Genomic DNA, 21313 nt, shown 5'->3' with positions numbered 1-21313 from the left:
GATGGACATGAAAAAGGAAGAATTGGAACGTCTTCTTGAACGGGTACAAAACGGCAATCTGGAGGTCGAGCAGGCGCTTCAGGAAGTCCGGGAAGCCCAGCGGCTTGCGAGCCAGATTCCGCAACGGCCTGCTCTCGAAGGGACCAACCGCCGGTGGACGAGAACCTATCATTACGATGAGACGCTTCTACGTGACCACAAAGTCGGCGGCCAACCGGTTATCATAGGCGTCGCTCATGCTTCAATGGCCATGGATGCTTATTTTGCCCTCTATGAGAGGGAGCGCTGCGGCCGAATACGGAATCTTTCCTTCATCAGCCCTATAAAAGTCGATCCTGCGCAGCCGGTGATCGTCGAGATGAAGCTCGAGAAGGACAGCTATGAAGCCGCGGGCTTCGAGACCGTGTATGGGGACCTCTCCTCCGAGGACAGACAGCTCACAGCTAAAGGCGAGCTTGTTGTAGGGCCGGTAAGCAACCGGGTTTTGGATCTGGCCGAGCTACAGGCATCAACCGAACTGTACGAGCAGCTGGATCGGATCTATGAGATCAATCGAACCGTTGAATTAGGGCCAAGCTTCAGAACCATTCAGCGTGTATACAAAGGACAGGACTATATCCTTGTCCGGGCTGAACTGACCGGTGAATCGGCTTCCGAGGAATCTGAATCGAGTATTCATCCTCTGCTTTTGAACAGTGCGTTTCTCTCGGTCGTCCCCCTTTTGAATAAGGCGACCGGTTGGGACGGTTATTTGCCGTTTGCAGTCAAGGATGTGCTCTTCCATAAAACCGAACGATTGCACCAATGCTGGATCCATATCCATCATTTGAAAGAATCGGACGAAATGATCGTCTTCGATGCAGAGCTGATTGAAAACTCCGGCATAGTGGCGGCGGAGCTGACGGAATGCTCGATCAAGCGCCTCCGTTTGTCAGCAATCCCAGGTGAAGAGACTGCGACGAATGATTCCGCTGATGGCGGAATCGAGGCTCTGGAAGAGTGCATCATCGGCTATTTGGTGCGTCAGGTGGAGACGGTCACCGATGGCCGGTTAAAGTCTTTCAGCATTACGGCGAATTTAATGGAGCTTGGTCTAAACTCCGCCCAGCTTATTGCACTTACCGGCGTTATTGGACAGGAAATCGGCTCCGAGCTCTATCCGACCTTGTTCTTCGAGTACCCAAGCATTGAGGAGCTTGCGTCCTATTTTGGCAAGGAGCATAGGGAAGCCTTCCAGAAGCTGCTGGGAACGACATCTGCACCGATTGCGGAAGCAAAGCCGAAGACTCATTCGTCGCCCTCCGGCCAGATCGTAGGAAACGACGTCGACAATGAAGATATCGCAATCATTGGGATGGACGCATTATTTGCAGAATCGTCCGATATCGAAACGTTTTGGGAAAATATCGTATCCCGGAAGGATCTGATCAAAGAGATTCCGCCCGACCATTGGGATTACCGGCCTTGGTTCGACGAAGACCGTCAGGCCAAGGATAAGACGTATTGCAAATGGGGCAGCTTTATCGATGACGTCGATAAGTTTGATGCAGAATTTTTTAACATATCGCCAAGAGAAGCCGAATGGATGGATCCACAAATCCGTCTGCTGCTGCAAAGCGTCTACGCAACCGCAGAGGATGCAGGCGTTGTGAAGCAATTAGCGGGAAGCAGCACGGGAGTATTTGTCGGGGTGTGTGTTCATGATTACGCGGACCGAATCGCGGAATTGAATCTCCCCGTCGATCCTCATATGGGGACAGGCAATGCGCAGACCGTCGTCGCCAATCGGGTATCGTTCATCTTTGATTTGAAAGGCCCGAGCATGGCGATAGATACAGCGTGTTCCTCGTCTTTATTCGCTTTACATACGGCTTGCCGTTCCTTGCAAAACGGGGAGTGCAAGATGGCCTTTGTCGGCGGCGTCAATCTGCTGTTGTCGTCCTGGCACTACCGGTATTTCAGTAGTATCGGCGCCTTATCTCCCACCGGCCGCTGCCATACGTTTGATGCAGCCGCCGACGGGTATGTACCAGGGGAGGCGATCGCCAGCATTCTGCTTAAACCGCTGTCGCAAGCGAAGAAAGACGGCAACCGTATCTACGCCGTCATAAAAGGTTCAGCGGCCCTGCATGGAGGACATACGCCGTCCCTAACGGCACCAAGTATCGAAGGCGAGGAACATGTCATTGCGAAAGCTTGGGAGGACGCGGGGATTGCGCCGGAATCGATCGGTTATATCGAAGCGCATGGCACCGGTACGGCACTCGGGGACCCGATCGAAATAAGCAGCTTGAAGAAAGCGTTTGAGCGTTTCACCGACAAGAAGCAGTTCTGCGCGGTCGGTTCCGTGAAGTCGAATATCGGCCACACGGAAGGTGCTGCCGGAATCGCCGGCGTCATCAAAGTCATCCAACAGATGAGGCATCGGCAAATACCGGCAATGCCGAAGCTTAATCAAATAAACCCTTACATCCAACTAGAAGACTCGGCGCTTTACATAAACCGGGAGAATCAATACTGGGACACAAGGGACGGACTTCCGAGGCGGGCGGGTATCAGCTCCTTCGGCTTTTCGGGCTCCTATGCCCATGTCGTCATCGAAGAATATGTGGAAGAAGCATCAGCCACTCTGGAAATAGGAACTCCTTATGCGCTGATATGGTCGGCCAAAAATGAAGAACGGCTGCGTGAGCAGGTTCGCCAGTTCGTCGAGTGGATGAGCAAATCGAAAAATAGCGAAGCGGAATTGGCGCAGATTGCTTATATGCTGCAGACCGGCAGGGAAGAGCATGAAGAACGGTTGGCTGTTGCCGTTGAATCGGTGGAGGAGCTTCACTATAAGCTCTCCGCTTATTTGGATGGCCACGAAGGAATTCCACTGCTGTACAAGGGAAGTGTTGGTGCCGGCAGCAGGGGAAGGAAGCTCGAAATACTCGAGCACGAGGAAATATCGAAGGTTCTTGAACGGTGGGTTCAGGGCGGTGTCTATGATTGGAATCGCCGATACGATGCGCTAAAGCCTCGTCCGATCACGCTCCCGACGTATCCGTTCGCCAAGGAGAGATACTGGGTCCCGGATATGAGAAGCACCCAAACGGCAGCGGGTGCTGATCCGCTTCATCCACTGCTGCACCGCAATACGTCGGATTTCACCGTACAGCGCTTCAGCTCGCGGTTTGAAGGAACTGAATTTTATTTGGAAGACCACCGGGTTGAAGGCAGGCGCATTCTTCCGGGAGTCGCTTATTTGGAGATGGCCCGAGCAGCGTCTGTCCTATCCATCGGCAAGTCGCTGCCGGAGGTAACCGTCCGATTGCAACAGGTGGTATGGGCGCAGCCGATCCAGGTAGGCGATGAACCTGTACATGCCCATATCACCTTGAAGCCAAGCGACAACGGGACAATTGATTATCGGATTTATACCGGGGCACCGGAGGAACAAGCTGGGGAGAACGTGCACAGTCAAGGAACCGTGCTGGTCGTAGAAGCTGCTGAGTCGCCCGTTTTAGATTACCATGAGATTCGGAAGCAATGCTCGCGACGACAGTTATCGAGTGGGCAATGCTACGAAGCGTTCGAGGGAATGGGCATTCATTACGGTCCCTCGCATCGCTCAGTATCCGTGATTTATATCGGCGACGGGCAGCTGCTTGCGCAGTTGTCGATGCCTTCATTGATTGTGGAAACAAAGGATGACTTTGTGCTGCACCCTAGCATGATGGATGGCGCCTTGCAGGCTTGCATCGGTTTGGCTGCAGTAGAATACGGGCAAGCACCGCTTGCGATGCCGTTTGCGTTGACATCACTTGAGGTGTTCCGCGGATGCACGCCATCGATGTGGGCTTATATCCGGAGCGTCACGGAGGAAGGCAATGGTAAGGACCGGGATCTCACATTCGATATCGACTTATGTGATGACCAAGGCCGCGTCTGTATCCGGATGACAGGTCTTGTAACTCGGGCGTTGATCGCAAAACGAGAACTTGCGCTTCAGGCATATTCCGCTGGAAGACGCACGGCCGTTCAACTGCGGCCGGTTTTGATAAAAGCTGCGGCTTCCATTTTAGGCGTAAAGGAAAACGAGATTGATCCAGACGCCGAGATGGAGGAATACGGTATGGACCAGATCAAGCTGAATGAATGGGCTCATCAGCTATTCGAAGCTTGTCAGCTTGAATTACGGCCATCCGAATTGCCCGCGTTTAAGACGATGACGATCAATACAATAGCGGAGTATCTTAGCGGATCCGGAGGAGTATCGCGAATTTTGGGTGGCGATGAAGAAACGGCGCAGGATAAAGCCAAAGTGTCGGAAGCAATCGATCGAATAAACGATATGAACCACACACTGTGTCGGATGCTTTGGGCTTATTTTTGCGAAACAGGATGGGTAGCCTCTTTGTCAGCCTTTGGAGGTTACATACCCCCGGAAACGGAATTGCTGAGCTCTTATCGGAGATGGTTTCAAGAAAGCGTCGCAATGCTGGTCCGCAGCGGCTATTTAAAGCCGGAGGCAGGCGGCGTTTACGCCCCGGCTCAAGAGTCGGCAACTCTCGGGCAAGCCTGGGCGGAATGGGAAGCGAACAAGAACAAATGGCTGGGTCATGACGATGTTTCTGCAAAAGCTTCCCTAGTGCAGGCGACGATGCGCGCGCTTTCCGAGATTCTCTCCGATGGCGTTAGACCGACGGATGTCATGTTTCCAGGTTCGTCCGCGGCGTTGGTGGAGGGCATATATAAAAATAACCGCGTAGCCGACTTTTATAACGACCTGCTCGCGGATTCGGCGGCGGATTACGTGCGTGAACGGATTGCGCTTGATCCGAATGCGGAAATACGGATTTTGGAAATTGGCGCCGGAAGCGGCGGAACGAGCGAGGCGGTGCTTCGGAGGTTGAAGCCTTATGAAGCGCATATCATCGATTTTAGCTACACGGATGTATCTAAATCATTCTTGCTCCATGCGGAACAGAAGTATGGCAAAGAATATCCGTACCTTTCCTTCCATTTATTCGATGTCGAACAAGCGTTGGAAGGGCAGGGAATTGCGAAGGGCAGCTTCGATATCGTGATTGCGGCCAATGTGCTTCATGCGACCCGCAATATGAAAAAGACGCTGTATCATGTCAAATCCGCACTGCGCGCAAACGGACTGCTTCTGTTAAACGAGCTTACCGGCAACACGGTGTTCAATCATGTAACATTCGGTCTGCTGGAGGGATGGTGGCGTTATGAAGATCCGGAGCTTCGAATTCCGGGATGTCCGGGCCTGCATGTGCCGGTCTGGCAGTCCCTGCTTGCCCGGACAGGCTTTCACGGGATCATGGTTCCTTCTGATGGTCGACTTTCATGGGACCAGCATATTATCGCCGCGTTGAGCGACGGCATATTAGATCAACCTAAGCGGCTTGCGACCGGAGAACGGCACGAGCGGCTACATGACCTGACCAATACGGACCGAAGCGGTGAACATATGGAAGAACAGTGGATTGAAGATTATGTCAAGAAGACGATACGGGAATATGTCGCGCAAGCCTTGAAAATGGACGAGAAGCGTATTCAGGATGAGAAAAGCTTCTCCGAATACGGCGTAGATTCCATCGTGGCAGTCAGTCTCGTAAACAGCCTGAATCATCACTTCGGCCTTATTCTCAAGACAACGGTGCTGTTTGATTACAATAACGTGAAGCGCTTATGTGCGTTTTTGATCAAGGAGCATACGGATCAAATAACCGTTCTTCTCAAGCGGAGCGAGCTGGCTGCCGACAGAGAGGAAGAGGGCGCACGAGCCCTAGAGGCATCGGCAAAGCAGTCCGTTCAAAGCGGTCTTAGCATGCCAGCGTTGAGCAATCGCTTTCTATCGCAACCGTCAGGATCCCCGGCGCCTGCAGTCAGTGAGCATCCGAGCGCTCCCCTTCCTTCGGAAAAGCCGACGTATCACCATGTCGTGATCGACCGGCCCGGGGGTGTTGATTCGCTGCGGATTGCACAATCCGGCGTTCCGGAGATGAGATCTGATGAGGTTCGCATCGCCGTCCGTGCCTTTGCCCTGAATTTCGGCGATCTTCTCTGCTTGAAGGGTCTATACCCAACCATGCCGGCATACCCGTTCACACCGGGCTTTGAGGCAAGTGGGGTTGTTGTAGCCTCCGGTGCCGACGTTTCGACCATTCGCACGGGCGATGAAGTGATTGTGGCGCTCGGGGCTTCTTTCGGCGGACATTCCACCATGATCACATGCCGGGAAGACCAGCTGTTCAAGAAGCCGGATTACCTCACGTTTGAGCAGGCTTGCACCATTCCGGCAGCCGCCATGACGATGATCAACGCTTTCCGCAAAGCGGATCTCAAGAAAGGCGAGAAAATTCTCATCCATACCGCGGCAAGCGGAACAGGACTTATCGCGGTACAGCTTGCGCGTCATTATGGTGCGGAAATATATGTTACAGCCGGGTCCAACCGTAAGCTTGAATTTTTGGAAACGTTCGGTGTGAACTATAGGATCAATCACAGGGAGACCGATTTCGAGAAAGAGATCGACAGGCTAACAGGCGGTAATGGAATTGATGTCATTATCAATACGCTTCCCGGGGACGCCATTCAGAAAGGAATCAACTGTCTGGCACCGGGAGGTCGTTATATCGAGCTGGCGATGACGGCACTCAAAACCGCGAAGACGATCGATTTATCAGCGCTGGATGGGAATCAGACCTTTTATAGCATCAATTCAAGAAAGCTTGCTAACGAGAATCCAGCCGAGCTGCGCGGTTATGTCGAAGAGATGCTTGCGCTTGTCGAAGCAGGAACGATAAGCCCTGTCATTGATGGGGTTATCCCGTTTGAACGGGTGGCGGATGCTTACCGGTCTATTGAGGATCGGACGGCCATCGGAAAGCTCGTCGTTACGGTTACAGAGCCTTATCGATATCAAGAAACGGCGACTTTAGTCAAGCGGTTGGACAATGCGGAACAACCGAGAGCACCGCACTGCGTGGAACAAGGCCGAGATCCGGAGCCCATTGCTGTGATCGGGATGAGCGGCAGATTTGCCAAGTCGGAAACGCTGGAGGAATTTTGGGCCAATTTGGCAAACGGGACCGATTTGATCGAGGAGGCAAGCCGCTGGGATCTTAGCCCATACAAGGCAGGGAAAAACAGTTTCTGTTCGAAAGGTAGCTATCTCGATGCGATCGACCGTTTCGACCCGGTTTTCTTTAACATTTCGGGTTACGAAGCGAATTATATGGATCCTCAACAGCGTTTATTTCTAGAGGAAGCGTGGAAAGCGCTTGAAGATGCCGGTTATGCTGGAGCGGGAATGGATGGGCGAAAATGCGGCGTGTTTGTCGGCAGCAGCGGAAGCGACTATGCCCGACTGATGGGCAAGGAGGCGCCGGCACCTGCGTTTTGGGGCAATGCCAGTTCGGTCATTCCTGCACGAATCGCCTATTATCTTAACTTGCACGGACCGGCGGTAACCATCGACACCGCGTGCTCCAGCTCGCTTGTCGCTGTCCACATGGCCTGCCAGAGCTTAAGGTCCGGGGAAACGGAATTGTCGCTGGCCGGCGGTGTTTTTATTCAGTCGACACCAAGCTTTTATGAGAGCGCTAATCAAGCGGGGATGCTGTCCGCGTCGGGACGGTGCTACACTTTCGATGAACGGGCAGATGGCTTTGTACCCGGTGAAGGTGTGGGAACTGTCGTTCTGAAGAGGCTCCGTGACGCACAGGCAGACGGTGATAACATCTATGGCGTCATCATAGGCTCAGGCATAAACCAGGACGGTACAACGAACGGTCTTACGGCTCCAAGCGCGTTATCCCAGGAGCGTCTCGAACGGGATGTTTACGATTCATTCGGCATTGATCCAGAAAGCATACAGCTGATCGAAGCACACGGAACCGGCACGCGATTGGGCGATCCGATCGAATATCAAGCTCTGACGAATGCGTTTCGACATTATACGGAGCGACGGGAGTACTGCGCCATCGGCTCCGTCAAGACCAATATGGGCCATGCTGCAGCCGCTGCGGGTATTGCCGGCTTGCTCAAGGTACTGCTGGCGCTCAAATATAAGCAGCTACCGCCGTCCTTGCATTTTAGTAACGGCAACCCCGGCATTGATTTTAAAGAAAGTCCGTTTTATGTCAATACCGAGCTTAGAAGCTGGGAGGCCGAGGCAGGAAGCAGGCGCCGCGCAGCCGTCAGTTCGTTCGGGTTCAGCGGGACGAACGCGCATCTTGTTGTCGAAGAAGCCTCTGCAATCGAGCGTAAGTCCGTCAAACGACAGGGCTACCTGATCGTCTTGTCGGCTTGTACGCAGGAGCAGCTGCGCCGACAAGGGGAACAGCTTCTGGAGTACAGTTTAGCCAATACTGGCGCTGATTGTGGCAGCATAAGCTTTACGCTGCTTACAGGGCGGAAACACTTCCATCACAGACTGGCGCTTGTCGTCCGTGATACCCGTGAATTAGCGTCCTTGCTGTCTTCGTGGATCGGCAGTGAGGCCACGCCGCGGATATTCCAGTCCGAGCTAGACGCCAATGGAGCGCGGCAGCAGCTTGCTTTGAAACGGTATGGAAACCAGTGTATTCGCGAGCTGCAACATGCGGACGGTGCTGCAGACTATATGGAACGTTTGTCATCGATAGCCGAGCTTTACGTACAAGGTTATGAGCTTGATTATCACGAGCTGTTCGCGAAGGGAAGGAATTTCAAAATTCCACTGCCTACCTATCCTTTTGCCGATGAACGGTATTGGGTGCCGGAAGTTAAACTTCATGCGGATGCGAAGACGAAAAGTGATGCGGCAAAGCAAGCCGTACTCCACCCATTGGTACAAAGAAATACATCAGATTTCCTGGGCATGAAATACAGCTCGACCTTTACAGGTGAGGAATTCTTCATCAGGGATCACGTTGTGGACGGCGAACTGGTTATGCCCGGTGTCGCCTATTTGGAGATGGCTCAAGCCGCGATTCGGATGATGGCAGGCGGCGAGCGGGAGAGCAGTTTCGGGATCCGTCTGAAACGAGTCGTGTGGGCACGGCCTATGATTGTGGCTGCCAAGCCTCTGGACGTTCGGATCGGGGTGAAGCGGGAACAAAACGGAGAAGTCAGCTACCGGGTTACGAGCCAAATCGAGGAAGAGAGCGTTCTCCATTGTCAAGGGGCAGGAGAATTTTTCGAGATTCGGGAACGACCTGTGGTGTTGCTTGAAGCGTTGAAAACTACGCTGACCCAGAAGCGGTCCGTTCAGAGCTGCTACGAGGCATTTGAACGAATGGGTATTCAATACGGTTCTGGGCAGCGTGGATTGGACGAGGTTTACACAGGGCCGGAGGGCGTACTCGCCAAGCTATTGCTCCCCGCGAGTGTCCAGAGCAAGAAGGATCGCTACACGATGCACCCAAGCATGATGGACTCCGCCCTGCAAGCGGCGGTTCTCTTTATGGACAGGACGGAAGAGAACAAGATGAAGCTCCCGTTTGCAATCGATGAGCTTGAGCTGTTTGACCGCTGCGCAACGGTTATGTGGGCTTGGTTACGGCCAACAAGCGGCGAGGCTGCAGACGGCCACATTCATAAGCTTGATATCGATCTGTGTGATGAACAAGGGACCGTATGCGTGGCAATAAAGGGATTTTCGTCACGTTTGACGGATCGGAACGCGACGGATAACGCGATTTCGTCAAACACGGCTTATGCTTCCGGGAAGTCTGACCAGAACTTGTCGGATTTGCTGACGTACGTCTGGGACGAGGCGGAAGTAGAAACAAGCGGCGTCCAACCGCCGAACCGGACCGTAATCATTGCGGAGGACGAAAGCGCGGCCGTTCATGAAAATCAGCATGCGTGGCCGGCAGCGCGGAGCATCATCCTGAAGGCTTCAGATACGATCGAGGAGATGGCCCACAAGTTACGGGCGTGCGGCGAATTCGAGCATCTGTTGTGGATTTCAGCACGGGAACCGGTCGGAGTTGCCGCTTCGGATGCTCCCATCGAAGAACAGGAAAAGGGCGTCCTTCACCTGTTTCGACTCGTAAAGGCCTTGTTGGCGCTGGGTTATGGGAGCAAGCGTATCGCCTTGAGCTTCATCACCCAGCAAGCCGTTTCGGTCAAACGCGATGATGCCGTGCGTTCTTCCGCTGCCAGCGTGCACGGATTGGCCGGCGCGATCGCCAAGGAATATCCGCTATGGGCAATACGGGTTGCCGATTTGGAAGCAGGCGGCAGCCTTTCGGTTGATCAATTGTTCCGTCTGCCTGCTGATCCGGAAGGTCACGTATGGGCCTGTCGGGATAACCGATGGTATCGCCAACGAATACTTCCGGTGGCCGCAGCCATACCGAAGCAAAGCCTTTACCGTCAAGACGGCGTTTATGTCGTCATCGGCGGTGCCGGCGGGATCGGCGAGGCGTGGACTGAATATATGATCCGCCAATATAGAGGACGGGTTGTTTGGATTGGCCGAAAATCGCTGGATGAAACCATTCAGCATAAGATTGATCGACTGGGTGCGGCTTATGGGATAGAGCCGTTGTATATTTCGGCCGATGCCAAAGACAAACAGTCTTTGCAGCAGTCTGTCGACGAAGTGAAGTCACGTTATGGCGCAATCCATGGCGTCATCCATTCCGCTATCGTCCTGCTGGATCAAAGCTTAGCAAACATGGATGAAGCACGCTTCCGCGCGGCGCTGTCGGCGAAAGTAGATATCAGCGCTCGGATGGCACAAGTATTTGCGACTGAGCAGCTTGATTTTATGCTGTTCTTTTCTTCCATTAATTCGTATACCAAACCAGCCGGTCAAAGTAATTATGCTTCCGGCTGCGCCTTCAAGGATGCTTTTGCCCACCGGCTTGGCAAGGAGCTGCCCTTCCCGGTCAAGGTGATGAATTGGGGCTATTGGGGAAGCGTAGGCGTCGTTGCCTCGGAGGAGTACCGGAAGAAAATGGCCTCGCTTGGCGTCGCTTCCATTGAATCAGACGAGGCAATGGAAGCGTTGGAATTGTTGCTTGGAGGACCATTGGACCAACTGGTGATGCTGAAGATGACAAAGCCGGTGCCGCTTGCAGGATTGCTGCACGATGAACGTCTATTCATTCAGGCAGACCGCAGCTCACTGCTTCCAGGAATTCGAAACCGCATGCAGGAAACAGATGATTCACGGCTTAGGCGTATACAATCCGAAATGGGGCACCCCATGGCGTTGCTGGACGCTGCCATTTGCAAATTGATGTGGGCGATCTACAGAGAACGCGGCTGGCTTAGCAGTGTTGAAGACGGTGCGTCCGGGATGCTGCCGGCCTACTACAGATGGCATCAAGAAACCATAGCCGCCTTTGAACGGGCCGGTTATGTTCGACGCGAGGACGGCACGGTGCGCATATTGGACACACGCCCTCTGGATCTGGATGAAGAGTGGCGTCAATGGTACCAGACGAGAAGCAAATGGAAGAGCAACGGCAATATGAATACACAAGCCGAGTTGGCAGAAAAAACGTTGCACGCCCTCCAGCGCATTTTGGTCGGGGAATTACCGGCAACGGATGTTATTTTCCCGAACGGTTCCTTCGGATTGGTGGAGTCTGTTTACAAAAACAATTTGATTGCTGATTTTTTCAACGAAGCGCTTGCGGATACGGTGGAGGCTTATGTGCAGGAACGCTTGGCGCTGAACAAGTCGTCCAAAATACGGATCCTGGAGATCGGAGCAGGTACGGGAGGGACGAGTGCGGTTGTACTCAAGCGGCTAGACCCGTATCAATCCCACATGGCCGACTACCTTTACACGGATTTATCCAAGGCGTTTCTGATTCACGGAAAGCAGACGTATGGGGCGCAGGCTCCTTACTTATCCTGCAAAATGGTCGATATTGAACGTCCGCTTGCCGAGCAAGGGATTGAAGAAGGAAGCTTCGATCTTGTCATAGCAACGAATGTGCTCCATGCCACTGCACGGATAAGCCGTACGTTGCGTCATGCAAAGGCAGCACTGCGCCCGGGTGGGTTATTGCTGATTAACGAGATTCATGCAAACCGCCTGTTCATGCACGTGACTTTCGGGTTATTGGAAGGCTGGTGGCTGCATGAGGATGCCGAAGTACGCATTCCCGGCAGTCCGGTGCTAACTACGGAAATGTGGCAGCGGCTTTTGGCGGAGGAAGGTTTCCGGAGCATCTTCTATCCGGCACGGAAAGGTCATTTTCTCGGCGCCGCTGTCATTGCAGCGGAGAGCAACGGCGTGTACCGGCAGTACCTAAGTGGTTGCGCGAGCGTTCCGTCCGATTTTCAGGAGCGGGAGCCGCTCCCGATCAGCCCGTCCACAAGCGGAGCAAACGGCATAGACGGTGCCGGTGACGTTTCGGACCGGGCGCTTGGTTCGTTTATCCAAACAGTTATTCGAACAGCGGTGGCGGATGCACTGCAAATCGATGCAGGCCGAATCCAGGACGATCGGAGCTTCTCGGATTACGGCGTCGATTCCATCATTGCGGTTAACCTCATTAACATCATTAATAAGCACTGCGAGACGCAGCTGCAGACGACGATCATTTTTGACTATAACAGCGTCGAGCGGCTATCCGATTGGCTGCTTCGCGAGCATCGGCATGAACTGCTGAGCAAGTACCGGCAGCCAGATAAAAACGCAACCCAATCCCCGCCGCAGGTTATGGCTGAAGAACGGGTCCCGGCGCCGGAGGCATCGGAGGACGGGTATCGAGTCACAGAAGATGCAGCTGCCTTCGAGCTGGTGGAAAAGAGTCAGACGCCGCGGGTACGCCATCATATAGTCGTTGAACGCCCCGGCGGTATCGACGAGCTTCAACTGAAACAATCGGCAGTGCCGTCGCTAACGGAGCATGATGTGCTGGTTGAGGTACGCGCCTTTTCAGTGAACTTCGGCGATTTGCTTTGCGCCAAAGGTCTCTATCCAGTGATGCCGCCTTTTCCTTTTACGCCTGGCTTTGAGGCAAGTGGTGTTGTCATTGATACAGGGAAAGCGGTAACCTCCGTCCGGCGTGGTGATCAAGTGGTTGTGACCGGAGGGGAGAATATAGGCGCGCAATCGACCTACATCGTTTGCTCGGAGCAGTCGCTTCTTCCAAAGCCTGACTTTCTGTCCTTCGAAGAAGCTTGTTCGCTGCCGGCAGTCGGTCTTACGATGATGGACGCCTTTCGCAAAACGGCAGTCAAATCCGGCGACAAGGTGCTTGTTCAGACGGCGGCGGGAGGAATCGGCTTGATGGCCGTACAGCTAGCCCGCCATTACGGCGCGGAAATTTACGCTACCGCAGGCTCCAAGGAAAAATTGGACTATCTTGCAGGTATCGGTGTTTCAAAGCTCATTAATTACAGAGAAAACGATTTCGAGCAGGAGCTCAAGAGGCTTACGGACGGACAAGGGGTACAGATCGTTGTGAACACACTGTCCGGGGACGCGATGTCGAAAGGATTCCGGTGTTTGGCGCCGGGAGGCCGGTATATTGAGCTCGCCTTAACCGCGCTGAAGTCCGCGCGGAGCATCGACTTGTCGCTGTTGAACGAGAACAGAGCATTCCATTCCGTTGATTTAAGAGCGTTGTCAGCCGAACAACCGGCAGCGATACAAGCTTATTGGGACGAGTTGACAGCTCTGATTAGGCAAGGGGTCATACGGCCGACAATCGGCGGCGTTTACGCTCTCTCTGATTTTAAAGAAGCCTATCGTCAGTTGGAGAACCGGAAAAATATCGGCAAGATTGTGGTGCGTATACCTGGAGGCGATTACCTGTCCGAACCCGAAGTCAGTTCTTCTGCTATAGAGAATGCAAGCATGCGGCAGGTTCCAACGCCTTTAGAACCGGTGGCCATTGTCGGGATAAGCGGCCGTTTTGCTCGTTCGGATTCGGTGAAGGAGCTATGGTCACATCTTGAGGCAGGAACCGATCTGGTAGAAGAAGTGACGCGCTGGGAACTCCGTAGGAGCGGCTCGGACCCAGAAGGGGTCAAAAGCTGCCGACATGGAAGCTTTCTAAGCTCAATTGATTGTTTCGATCCGCTTTTCTTTAACATCACTGGCGTGGAAGCCGATTACATGGATCCTCAACAGCGCATTTTTCTCGAGGAATCGTGGAAAGCGCTGGAGGATGCTGGATATGCGGGGCCGGGAGAGCATACGCGACGATGCGGCGTCTATGTCGGAAGCTGCGGCAGCGATTACGCGAGATTGTTTGGAGACGAAGCGCCGGCTCAGGCGTTCTGGGGCAATGCAGGATCCGTCATACCTGCACGGATCGCTTATTACCTGAACCTGCAGGGGCCTGCGGTAACAGTGGATACAGCCTGCTCCAGTTCGCTGGTTGCGATTCATCTGGCCTGTCAAAGCCTGTGGACAAGGGAAACGGACATGGCACTCGCTGGCGGCGTATTCATCCAATCAACCCCCGAATTTTATACCGTCTCCAATCGTGCGGGTATGCTTTCTCCTACCGGCCGATGCCATGCTTTTGACGAAAGGGCCGACGGCTTCGTGCCGGGAGAAGGCGCCGGTGCGGTTGTTCTCAAACGTTTGAAGGATGCGCTTGCCGATGGCGATCATATTTATAGCGTGATCCGCGGCAGCGGCATCAATCAGGACGGCACGACAAACGGCATTACAGCACCAAGTGCGAATTCACAGGAGCGCTTGCTGCGGCATGTGTATGATACCTTCAGTATCAATCCGCGCCATATTCAGTTGGTGGAGGCGCATGGAACGGGAACGAAGCTGGGAGATCCGATCGAGTTTCAGGCCCTGACCCGGGCGTTCCGACATTATACGAACGATCACCGCTATTGCGCGGTCGGCTCGATTAAATCGAATCTCGGCCATCCGGCTGCTGCCGCAGGCATTGCGGGCTTTTTGAAAGTTATTCTGTCATTACGTCACAAAAAGCTGCCGCCTTCACTCCATTTTGAAAAGGGCAACACAAGCATTGCTTTCGAAAATAGTCCCTTTTACATCAATACGGAGCTTAGGGATTGGACACTAGGCGAGGGAACGAAACGAATGGCGGCCATCAGCTCATTCGGATTCAGTGGAACGAATGCGCATCTTGTTCTTGAGGAAGCTCCTCAGCCGGTTCGCAGACGGGAGGCGAGAGCCGCATACTTGTTCGTGCTGTCGGGACGGACCGCGGTACAGCTGCGCCAACAGGTTGAAAGGCTGGCTGAGCACTGCAGACACTCCCCGCAGTTGGACTGCGCAGCGGTCAGCTTTACGCTGCTGGCAGGACGTAAGCAATTGAAGCACCGGCTTGCATGCGTCGCCGCCTCCCAGCATGAGCTACTCGAACGGCTTGGCGAATGGTTGGATAATGGCCATGCGCGAGACGTTGTCCAAGCAGAGCTGCAGCCTGTCGGGGTGCGGGATGAAGAAGAGTGGCGAATCGACGAAGTCAATCAAAGCATCCAGGCATACCGAGATAATGTCGACAGTCTGGCACGAGAGCATCTGCTGGCTTGCGCCGAGCTGTTTGTTCACGGTTATCCGCTGGACTTACGCAAGCTGTTCCTGGAAGGGGAGCAGCAGCGGATTCCATTGCCGACATACCCCTTTGCCAAAGAAAGCCATTGGGTAAAGAAAGCGGAGCAACGGGAAGAGGCGAAGACGGATGAAGACGGCTTCAGTGATCTTCTAGATCAGTTTCTCGACGAAACCATAACGTTGGAGACCGCCGTCCAGAAAGCGGAACGAATCCTATCATCTTTGTCTTAGCAGGCTTCTAACCGGGAGGTCAATATGAGAGATTTCTTGCAAGATGTGTTGAGTGGAGTCAAAGAGGGCCGTCTGTCCAAGCTGGAGGCCCTTCGAATGTTGAACAAGTATAAGCAGAGCGCCCCACCCGAAGCAAATGATGATTACGGCGTGCTGCTTTTTCGACCGTCCGAAGAGGAAATTGCAAAGTTTCCATCGGACTCCTCTGGGCTAAATCAGGACCGATTGATCATATTTGGCGAGTCGATCGAGGTCCGCGCAGATAAATTAAAATGCATGACAGGCAAAGCTGAATGGCTTGTTCTTGAATTCTCAGACCAGCCGATCGAGCAGAGGTATGAGGCTTATACACTACAAATCGTCGACCGCCTCCAGCGCCTTCTGCATAATCACACCGGCCGGGAAACGCTTGTGCAGCTTTTCATCGCAAATAAAGAGGAGTCGCCATGGCTTGTTGGATTATACAGCTTACTGTTAACCGCACGTGCAGAAAATCCGAAGCTCACGGTAGAATGTCTCGAATGGGCGGAAAATGGTAAGGGAGATATTGCCGGTGCTCTCGAGGCAGGTGCTTGGGGGGGCGGCAGCACAAGTGCTGTCCAATCCCGGCACGGTCGCTACTACCGTTCCGCGTGGAAGAAGGAGACGATCCTGCAGGAGCAGGTGCGAATGCCATGGAAAGACCGCGGCATCTATTTAATAACAGGCGGAGCGGGTGCACTCGGCCTGTTATTTGCTGAGGAAATCGCAAGGCAGGTGAGCCTGCCTGTTCTTATACTAATCGGAAGATCGGCAACGCTGAATGACGAAGCATCCGGCCGAATCGAACGGATGGCGGCTCTTGGCGCTAAGGTTGAATATAGGCAGGTTGATCTAAGCGAAGAAGGTCAAGTTGCTGCATTGATCGATGCAATTCGACATCAATATGGCGGCTTGAATGGGATTTTACATGCAGCAGGTATCATCCGCGATGAATATTTGTACCGCAAAACGCGTGATCAGGTTATCGAGGTGCTCAGTCCGAAGGTGAAGGGACTCGTCCATTTGGACAGGTCTAGCAAGGATATCAAGCTTGACGTGTTTGCCGTCTTCTCATCCGTAGCGGGTGTATATGGCAATGTCGGCCAAACAGACTATGCGGCGGCGAATGGCTTTATGGATGCTTATACCGTATGGAGACAACAGACGGATCGCAACAGGTCAGGAATGATCGCAATCAACTGGCCGCTCTGGAGATCGAACGGGATGCAGCTCGAATCCGGAGCCGAGGAAGCTTTGGAACGTGAGACCGGGATGGCGGCGATGCCGGGAACGATCGGCATCCGTGCATTCTACGCTTCGCTTGCAAGCGGAGGGAGCCGGGTCATGATACTCTACGGTGCTGGTGCTAAACTAACCCGTTTTGTAGAAAATGACCGAAGCCGCTCTTTGGCCGAGACTGTCGAAGGCGTCAGGCTGGATCTAAATTTGGACAAGCGGGCCCTGAAACGACTGATTCATTTGTTCTCGGGCTATACGAGGCTCAATCCCGACAGCATTGATCCGGATGAACCGTTGGAAACGTATGGCATCGATTCGATTATGATTACCGAGTTGAACCGCAATCTCGCGAATGACTTCGGTGAGCTTTCCAAAACGCTCTTTTACGAATTCAGGACACTAAGAGGCGTAGCCGATTATTTGAGCGCAACGTATCCGCATCAATGTCTCAATTGGATTGGACTGGCCGAGAAAGATACACAGGAGAAAAATAACGCGGCGGCAGCCTCGTCCTTCGGTGTGAAGCCCCGTTTGTCACCCATCGGTGAAAGTGATCAAACGGTCAGCAGATCGGCCGGCATTGCCAGCAAGAGCGGTCAGCCGACAGAGAAGGAGCCGATCGCGATTATCGGGATGAGCGGCAGATATCCGCAGGCCGAAGATTTGGACGCGTTCTGGCGAAATCTTGCCGCAGGCATGGACTGCATAACCGAAATTCCCAGGGGGCGTTGGCCGGTCGAAGGTTTCTATGAGCCCAATTCGGAGATTGCGGTCGCTGAGGGGAAAAGCTATAGCAAGTGGGGCGGATTTCTGGAGCATGCAACAAGCTTTGATCCGCTCTTCTTTAAAATATCGCCGCTGGAGGCGTCCTGCATGGACCCTCAGGAACGGCTCTTTCTCGAAAGCTGCTGGCATGCGCTTGAGGATGCGGGCTGCACGAGAGAGCATCTGGCTTCGCAGTACGGCGGCCGAGTCGGCGTTTTCGCCGGAATAACGAAAACAGGGTTTAATCTATACGGGCCTGAGTTCAAAAAACAGGGAGAGCGCATGCTTCCCTTTACGTCTTTTAGCTCCGTGGCCAATCGAGTCTCGTACTTGTTTGACTTCAATGGTCCGAGCATGCCAATCGATACGATGTGTTCCTCTTCGTTAACCGCTATTCATGAAGCTTGCGAGCATATTTTGCGCGGAGAATGCGAATTGGCAATGGCCGGAGGCGTCAACTTATATCTTCATCCATCTAATTATATCGAGCTTAGCGCTCATGGGATGTTGTCTACCGACGGCAAATGCAGAAGCTTCGGCAGCGGCGGCAGCGGCTTCGTTCCGGGAGAAGGGGTAGGTGTTTTGCTGCTGAAACGGCTGTCGCAAGCCATTGCCGACGGTGACCGGATTCATGCCGTGATCAGAGCCACCAGCGTGAATCATGGCGGCAAAACAAATGGCTACACCGTTCCAAATCCGAATGCCCAGGGACAGCTGATCCGGCAAGCGCTCGACAAAGCCGGCATTCACAGCAGAACTGTCAGCTATATCGAAGCGCACGGTACGGGCACCAAGCTGGGCGATCCGATCGAAATTACCGGGCTGACACAAGCGTTCCGCCAAGATACGCAGGATAACCAATATTGCGCGATCGGTTCGGTCAAATCGAATATCGGTCATCTTGAGGCGGCGGCCGGTGTGGCCGGCGTAACGAAAATCGTGCTGCAAATGAAGCATCGGAAGCTCGTACCGAGCTTGCATGCGCGTACGCTAAACCCGAATATTCCGATGAAAAACACGCCTTTTATGGTCCAGCAGGAGCTGGCGGATTGGGATAGACCCGTCGTTCGCCTGAACGGCAGAGAGGAAGAGTATCCAAGAATTGCGGGCATTTCTTCCTTTGGCGCAGGCGGAGCCAATGCGCATATTGTGCTCGAGGAGTATATTCCGCCTGCGAGTGAAGCCCGAAAAGAAACATCCGCTAGTGAAGAGGTACTTATTCTGCTGTCGGCAGCCAACGAGCAGCGGCTGCGTATTCAGGCGGAGAGACTGCTTTCGGCTTTGGACAGCGGATCATTGGCGGATGCGGAATTGGCCGAAATCGCTTATACGCTTCAGATCGGCCGCGAGGCGATGGATGAAAGGCTTGCTTTTACAGCGGCATCGATGGATGAGTTATCCCTTCGCTTACGAAGTTTTTTGAATAAGACGTCGGATGACGGATCGATATACCGCGGCCATGCGAAATCCGATAAGGATCAGTTGGCTTCAATTGGAGCGGATGATGATCTTGCAAGCCGTGTAAACCGGTGGATCGAGCTCCGGAATGTAGACAGGCTTGGGGCATTATGGGTGAAGGGGCTGAAGGTAGACTGGAGCCGGATGTATGAGAACAAGCCAACTAGGCGAGTGAGTTTGCCAGGTTATCCTTTTGAACGCAAAACGTACTGGCTACCGGGCAGCGGCAAGCGCAAGGAGGCTGAAGCTAGCCCAGACTTGGCAGCTGAGAAGCAGGGCTTTATCGGCGATCCAAAGAACCGTCCGGAAGCATTTGAACATGTTTTGCTTACGCCTGTTTGGGAGCCTGTGCCTGTTAAATCCGGGCCTGCGTATCCCGGAGCGAACAGCCGAAGCGTTGTGATCATCGGAGGAACGGCTGAAAGCCGGGATGCTCTCTTGGTTCATTATCCGAACGCCTTTACAGTCAACGTAGGCGAAGACGATGATATCGAGCAGATCGCTATGGTGCTGGCACGATTCGGCGTCATCGATCATTTATTTTGGCTTGCGCCGCCTTCCGAATTTTTGCTTCAAGACGATTCACTCCTTGCTAAGCAAGAGGTTGGTGTCCTTTTGCTATTCCGCTTGATCAAGGCGCTGCTGCATGCCGGATATGGCGGGAAAAGGCTGAGTGTCGATGTCCTCACCTTCCAAACCCAGCGGGCATACACGGGAGACAGGATTAATCCCGTTCATGCGAGTGTGCATGGACTGATAGGTGCGCTTGCAAAAGAATATCCCAATTGGCAGATTCGTTTACTGGATTTGGAGCCCGGCTGGGAGACTTCAATTGAAACGCTGTTGACGCTTCCTCACGATGCGGAAGGAAACACGTGGTGCTTAAGGGGACGGGAATGGCTATGTCAAAGGCTGGCTCCTGTGAATATCGCCTCTGGCATACAGCACAACGGTTACCGGAAAGGCGGCGTCTATGTCGTTATTGGCGGGGCCGGAGGTATTGGTGAAGTCTGGACGGCGTACATGATCCGCCGCTATCAGGCCCAGATAGTCTGGCTTGGACGCCGCAGGCAGGATGAGTCGATAAGCGCATCAATCGAACGGGTGTCCACTACGGGGCCAAAGCCATTCTATATAGAGGCGGACGCAGCGGATGCCCAAGCACTGGATCATGCTTATCAGGTCATCAAAGCACGTTTCGGCGTCATTCATGGTGTCGTTCATGCTGCAATCGTCCTGCGTGACCAAAGCCTCGCTAATATGCAGGAGGACGACTTCCGGGCAGGGCTTGGAGCCAAGATTGACGTCAGTGTACGGCTCGCGCAAATATTCCGAAGAGAGCCGCTTGATTTTGTTTTGTTTTTCTCAGGCATGATGTCCTTCGCTAGAAGGGCCGGTCAAAGCAATTATGCAGCAGGCTGCACGTTTAAGGATGCCTTCGCGATCCGTTTGGCCTGTGACTGGCCGTGTGCGGTGAAGATAATGAATTGGGGCTACTGGGGAAGTGCGGGCATTGTCGCTTCGAACGAATACCAGGCAAGGATGGCGCATGACGGCATCGGTTCGATAACGCCTTCCGATGCGATGGAGGCATTGGAGACGCTGCTTGCAAGTCCGATCGAGCAGATGGCATTTATTAAAGCTTCGAAGAGTGTCCTGGAAGCAGGCTTTGCTTCGGAGAGGCTAGTAGACGTCATGTTCGACACTCCGGGCTTCAGTGGAGATTACAGGTCAATGGTGGAGCTGCCTGCACTTCCTGATCTCATTGCTGGTATGAACATAGAACGAGGCCAACCGGTTGGGCCGTCCGGTCAAGCCGAACTGATTTTGCATGAATTGATCGGGGAAGCGTCCCGATTGCTGGAAGTCCATCCCGACGAAATCGACCCGAACGCTGAGTTTGCGGAATACGGATTGGATACGTTCCAGCTGGCCGAGCTTTTAAGCAAGCTTAACAGACGCTTCATGGTGGAAGCGGAAATGCAGGCTTTTACAGATTGGACGACGTTGAACCAGATGGCACAAGCTGTGTCCCGTTTTGTCGGACGATCGGAAATCACGTCATAAGAAAGGGGCCTGTTCGTC

At 53.5% G+C, this 21313-nt stretch carries 2 protein-coding genes; both read left to right on the top strand.

Annotated elements, in window-relative coordinates:
• Nucleotides 1-7 precede the first annotated feature (7 nt).
• Complete coding sequence (locus C7R94_RS10945) at nt 8-15745, top strand: SDR family NAD(P)-dependent oxidoreductase (RefSeq protein WP_158264670.1); 15738 nt, start codon at nt 8-10, stop codon at nt 15743-15745.
• Between the two features lie 24 nt (nt 15746-15769).
• Entirely contained in the window at nt 15770-21295 is a 5526-nt protein-coding gene (locus C7R94_RS10940) for an SDR family NAD(P)-dependent oxidoreductase (RefSeq protein WP_106780911.1), read from the top strand.
• The last annotated feature ends 18 nt before the right edge of the window (nt 21296-21313 follow it).

Source organism: Brevibacillus sp. NRRL NRS-603, from assembly GCF_003013445.1.
GTDB classification, from domain to species: domain Bacteria; phylum Bacillota; class Bacilli; order Brevibacillales; family Brevibacillaceae; genus Brevibacillus; species Brevibacillus formosus.
Note: the sequence above shows the minus strand (reverse complement) of the source record. Positions and strands in the feature narration are given on the sequence as shown.

Excerpts from the sequence above, each read along its gene's own strand:
- C7R94_RS10945 (WP_158264670.1), top strand. The coding sequence starts at position 8 with ATGAAAAAGGAAGAATTGGAACGTCTTCTTGAACGGGTACAAAACGGC.
- C7R94_RS10940 (WP_106780911.1), top strand. The coding sequence starts at position 15,770 with ATGAGAGATTTCTTGCAAGATGTGTTGAGTGGAGTCAAAGAGGGCCGT.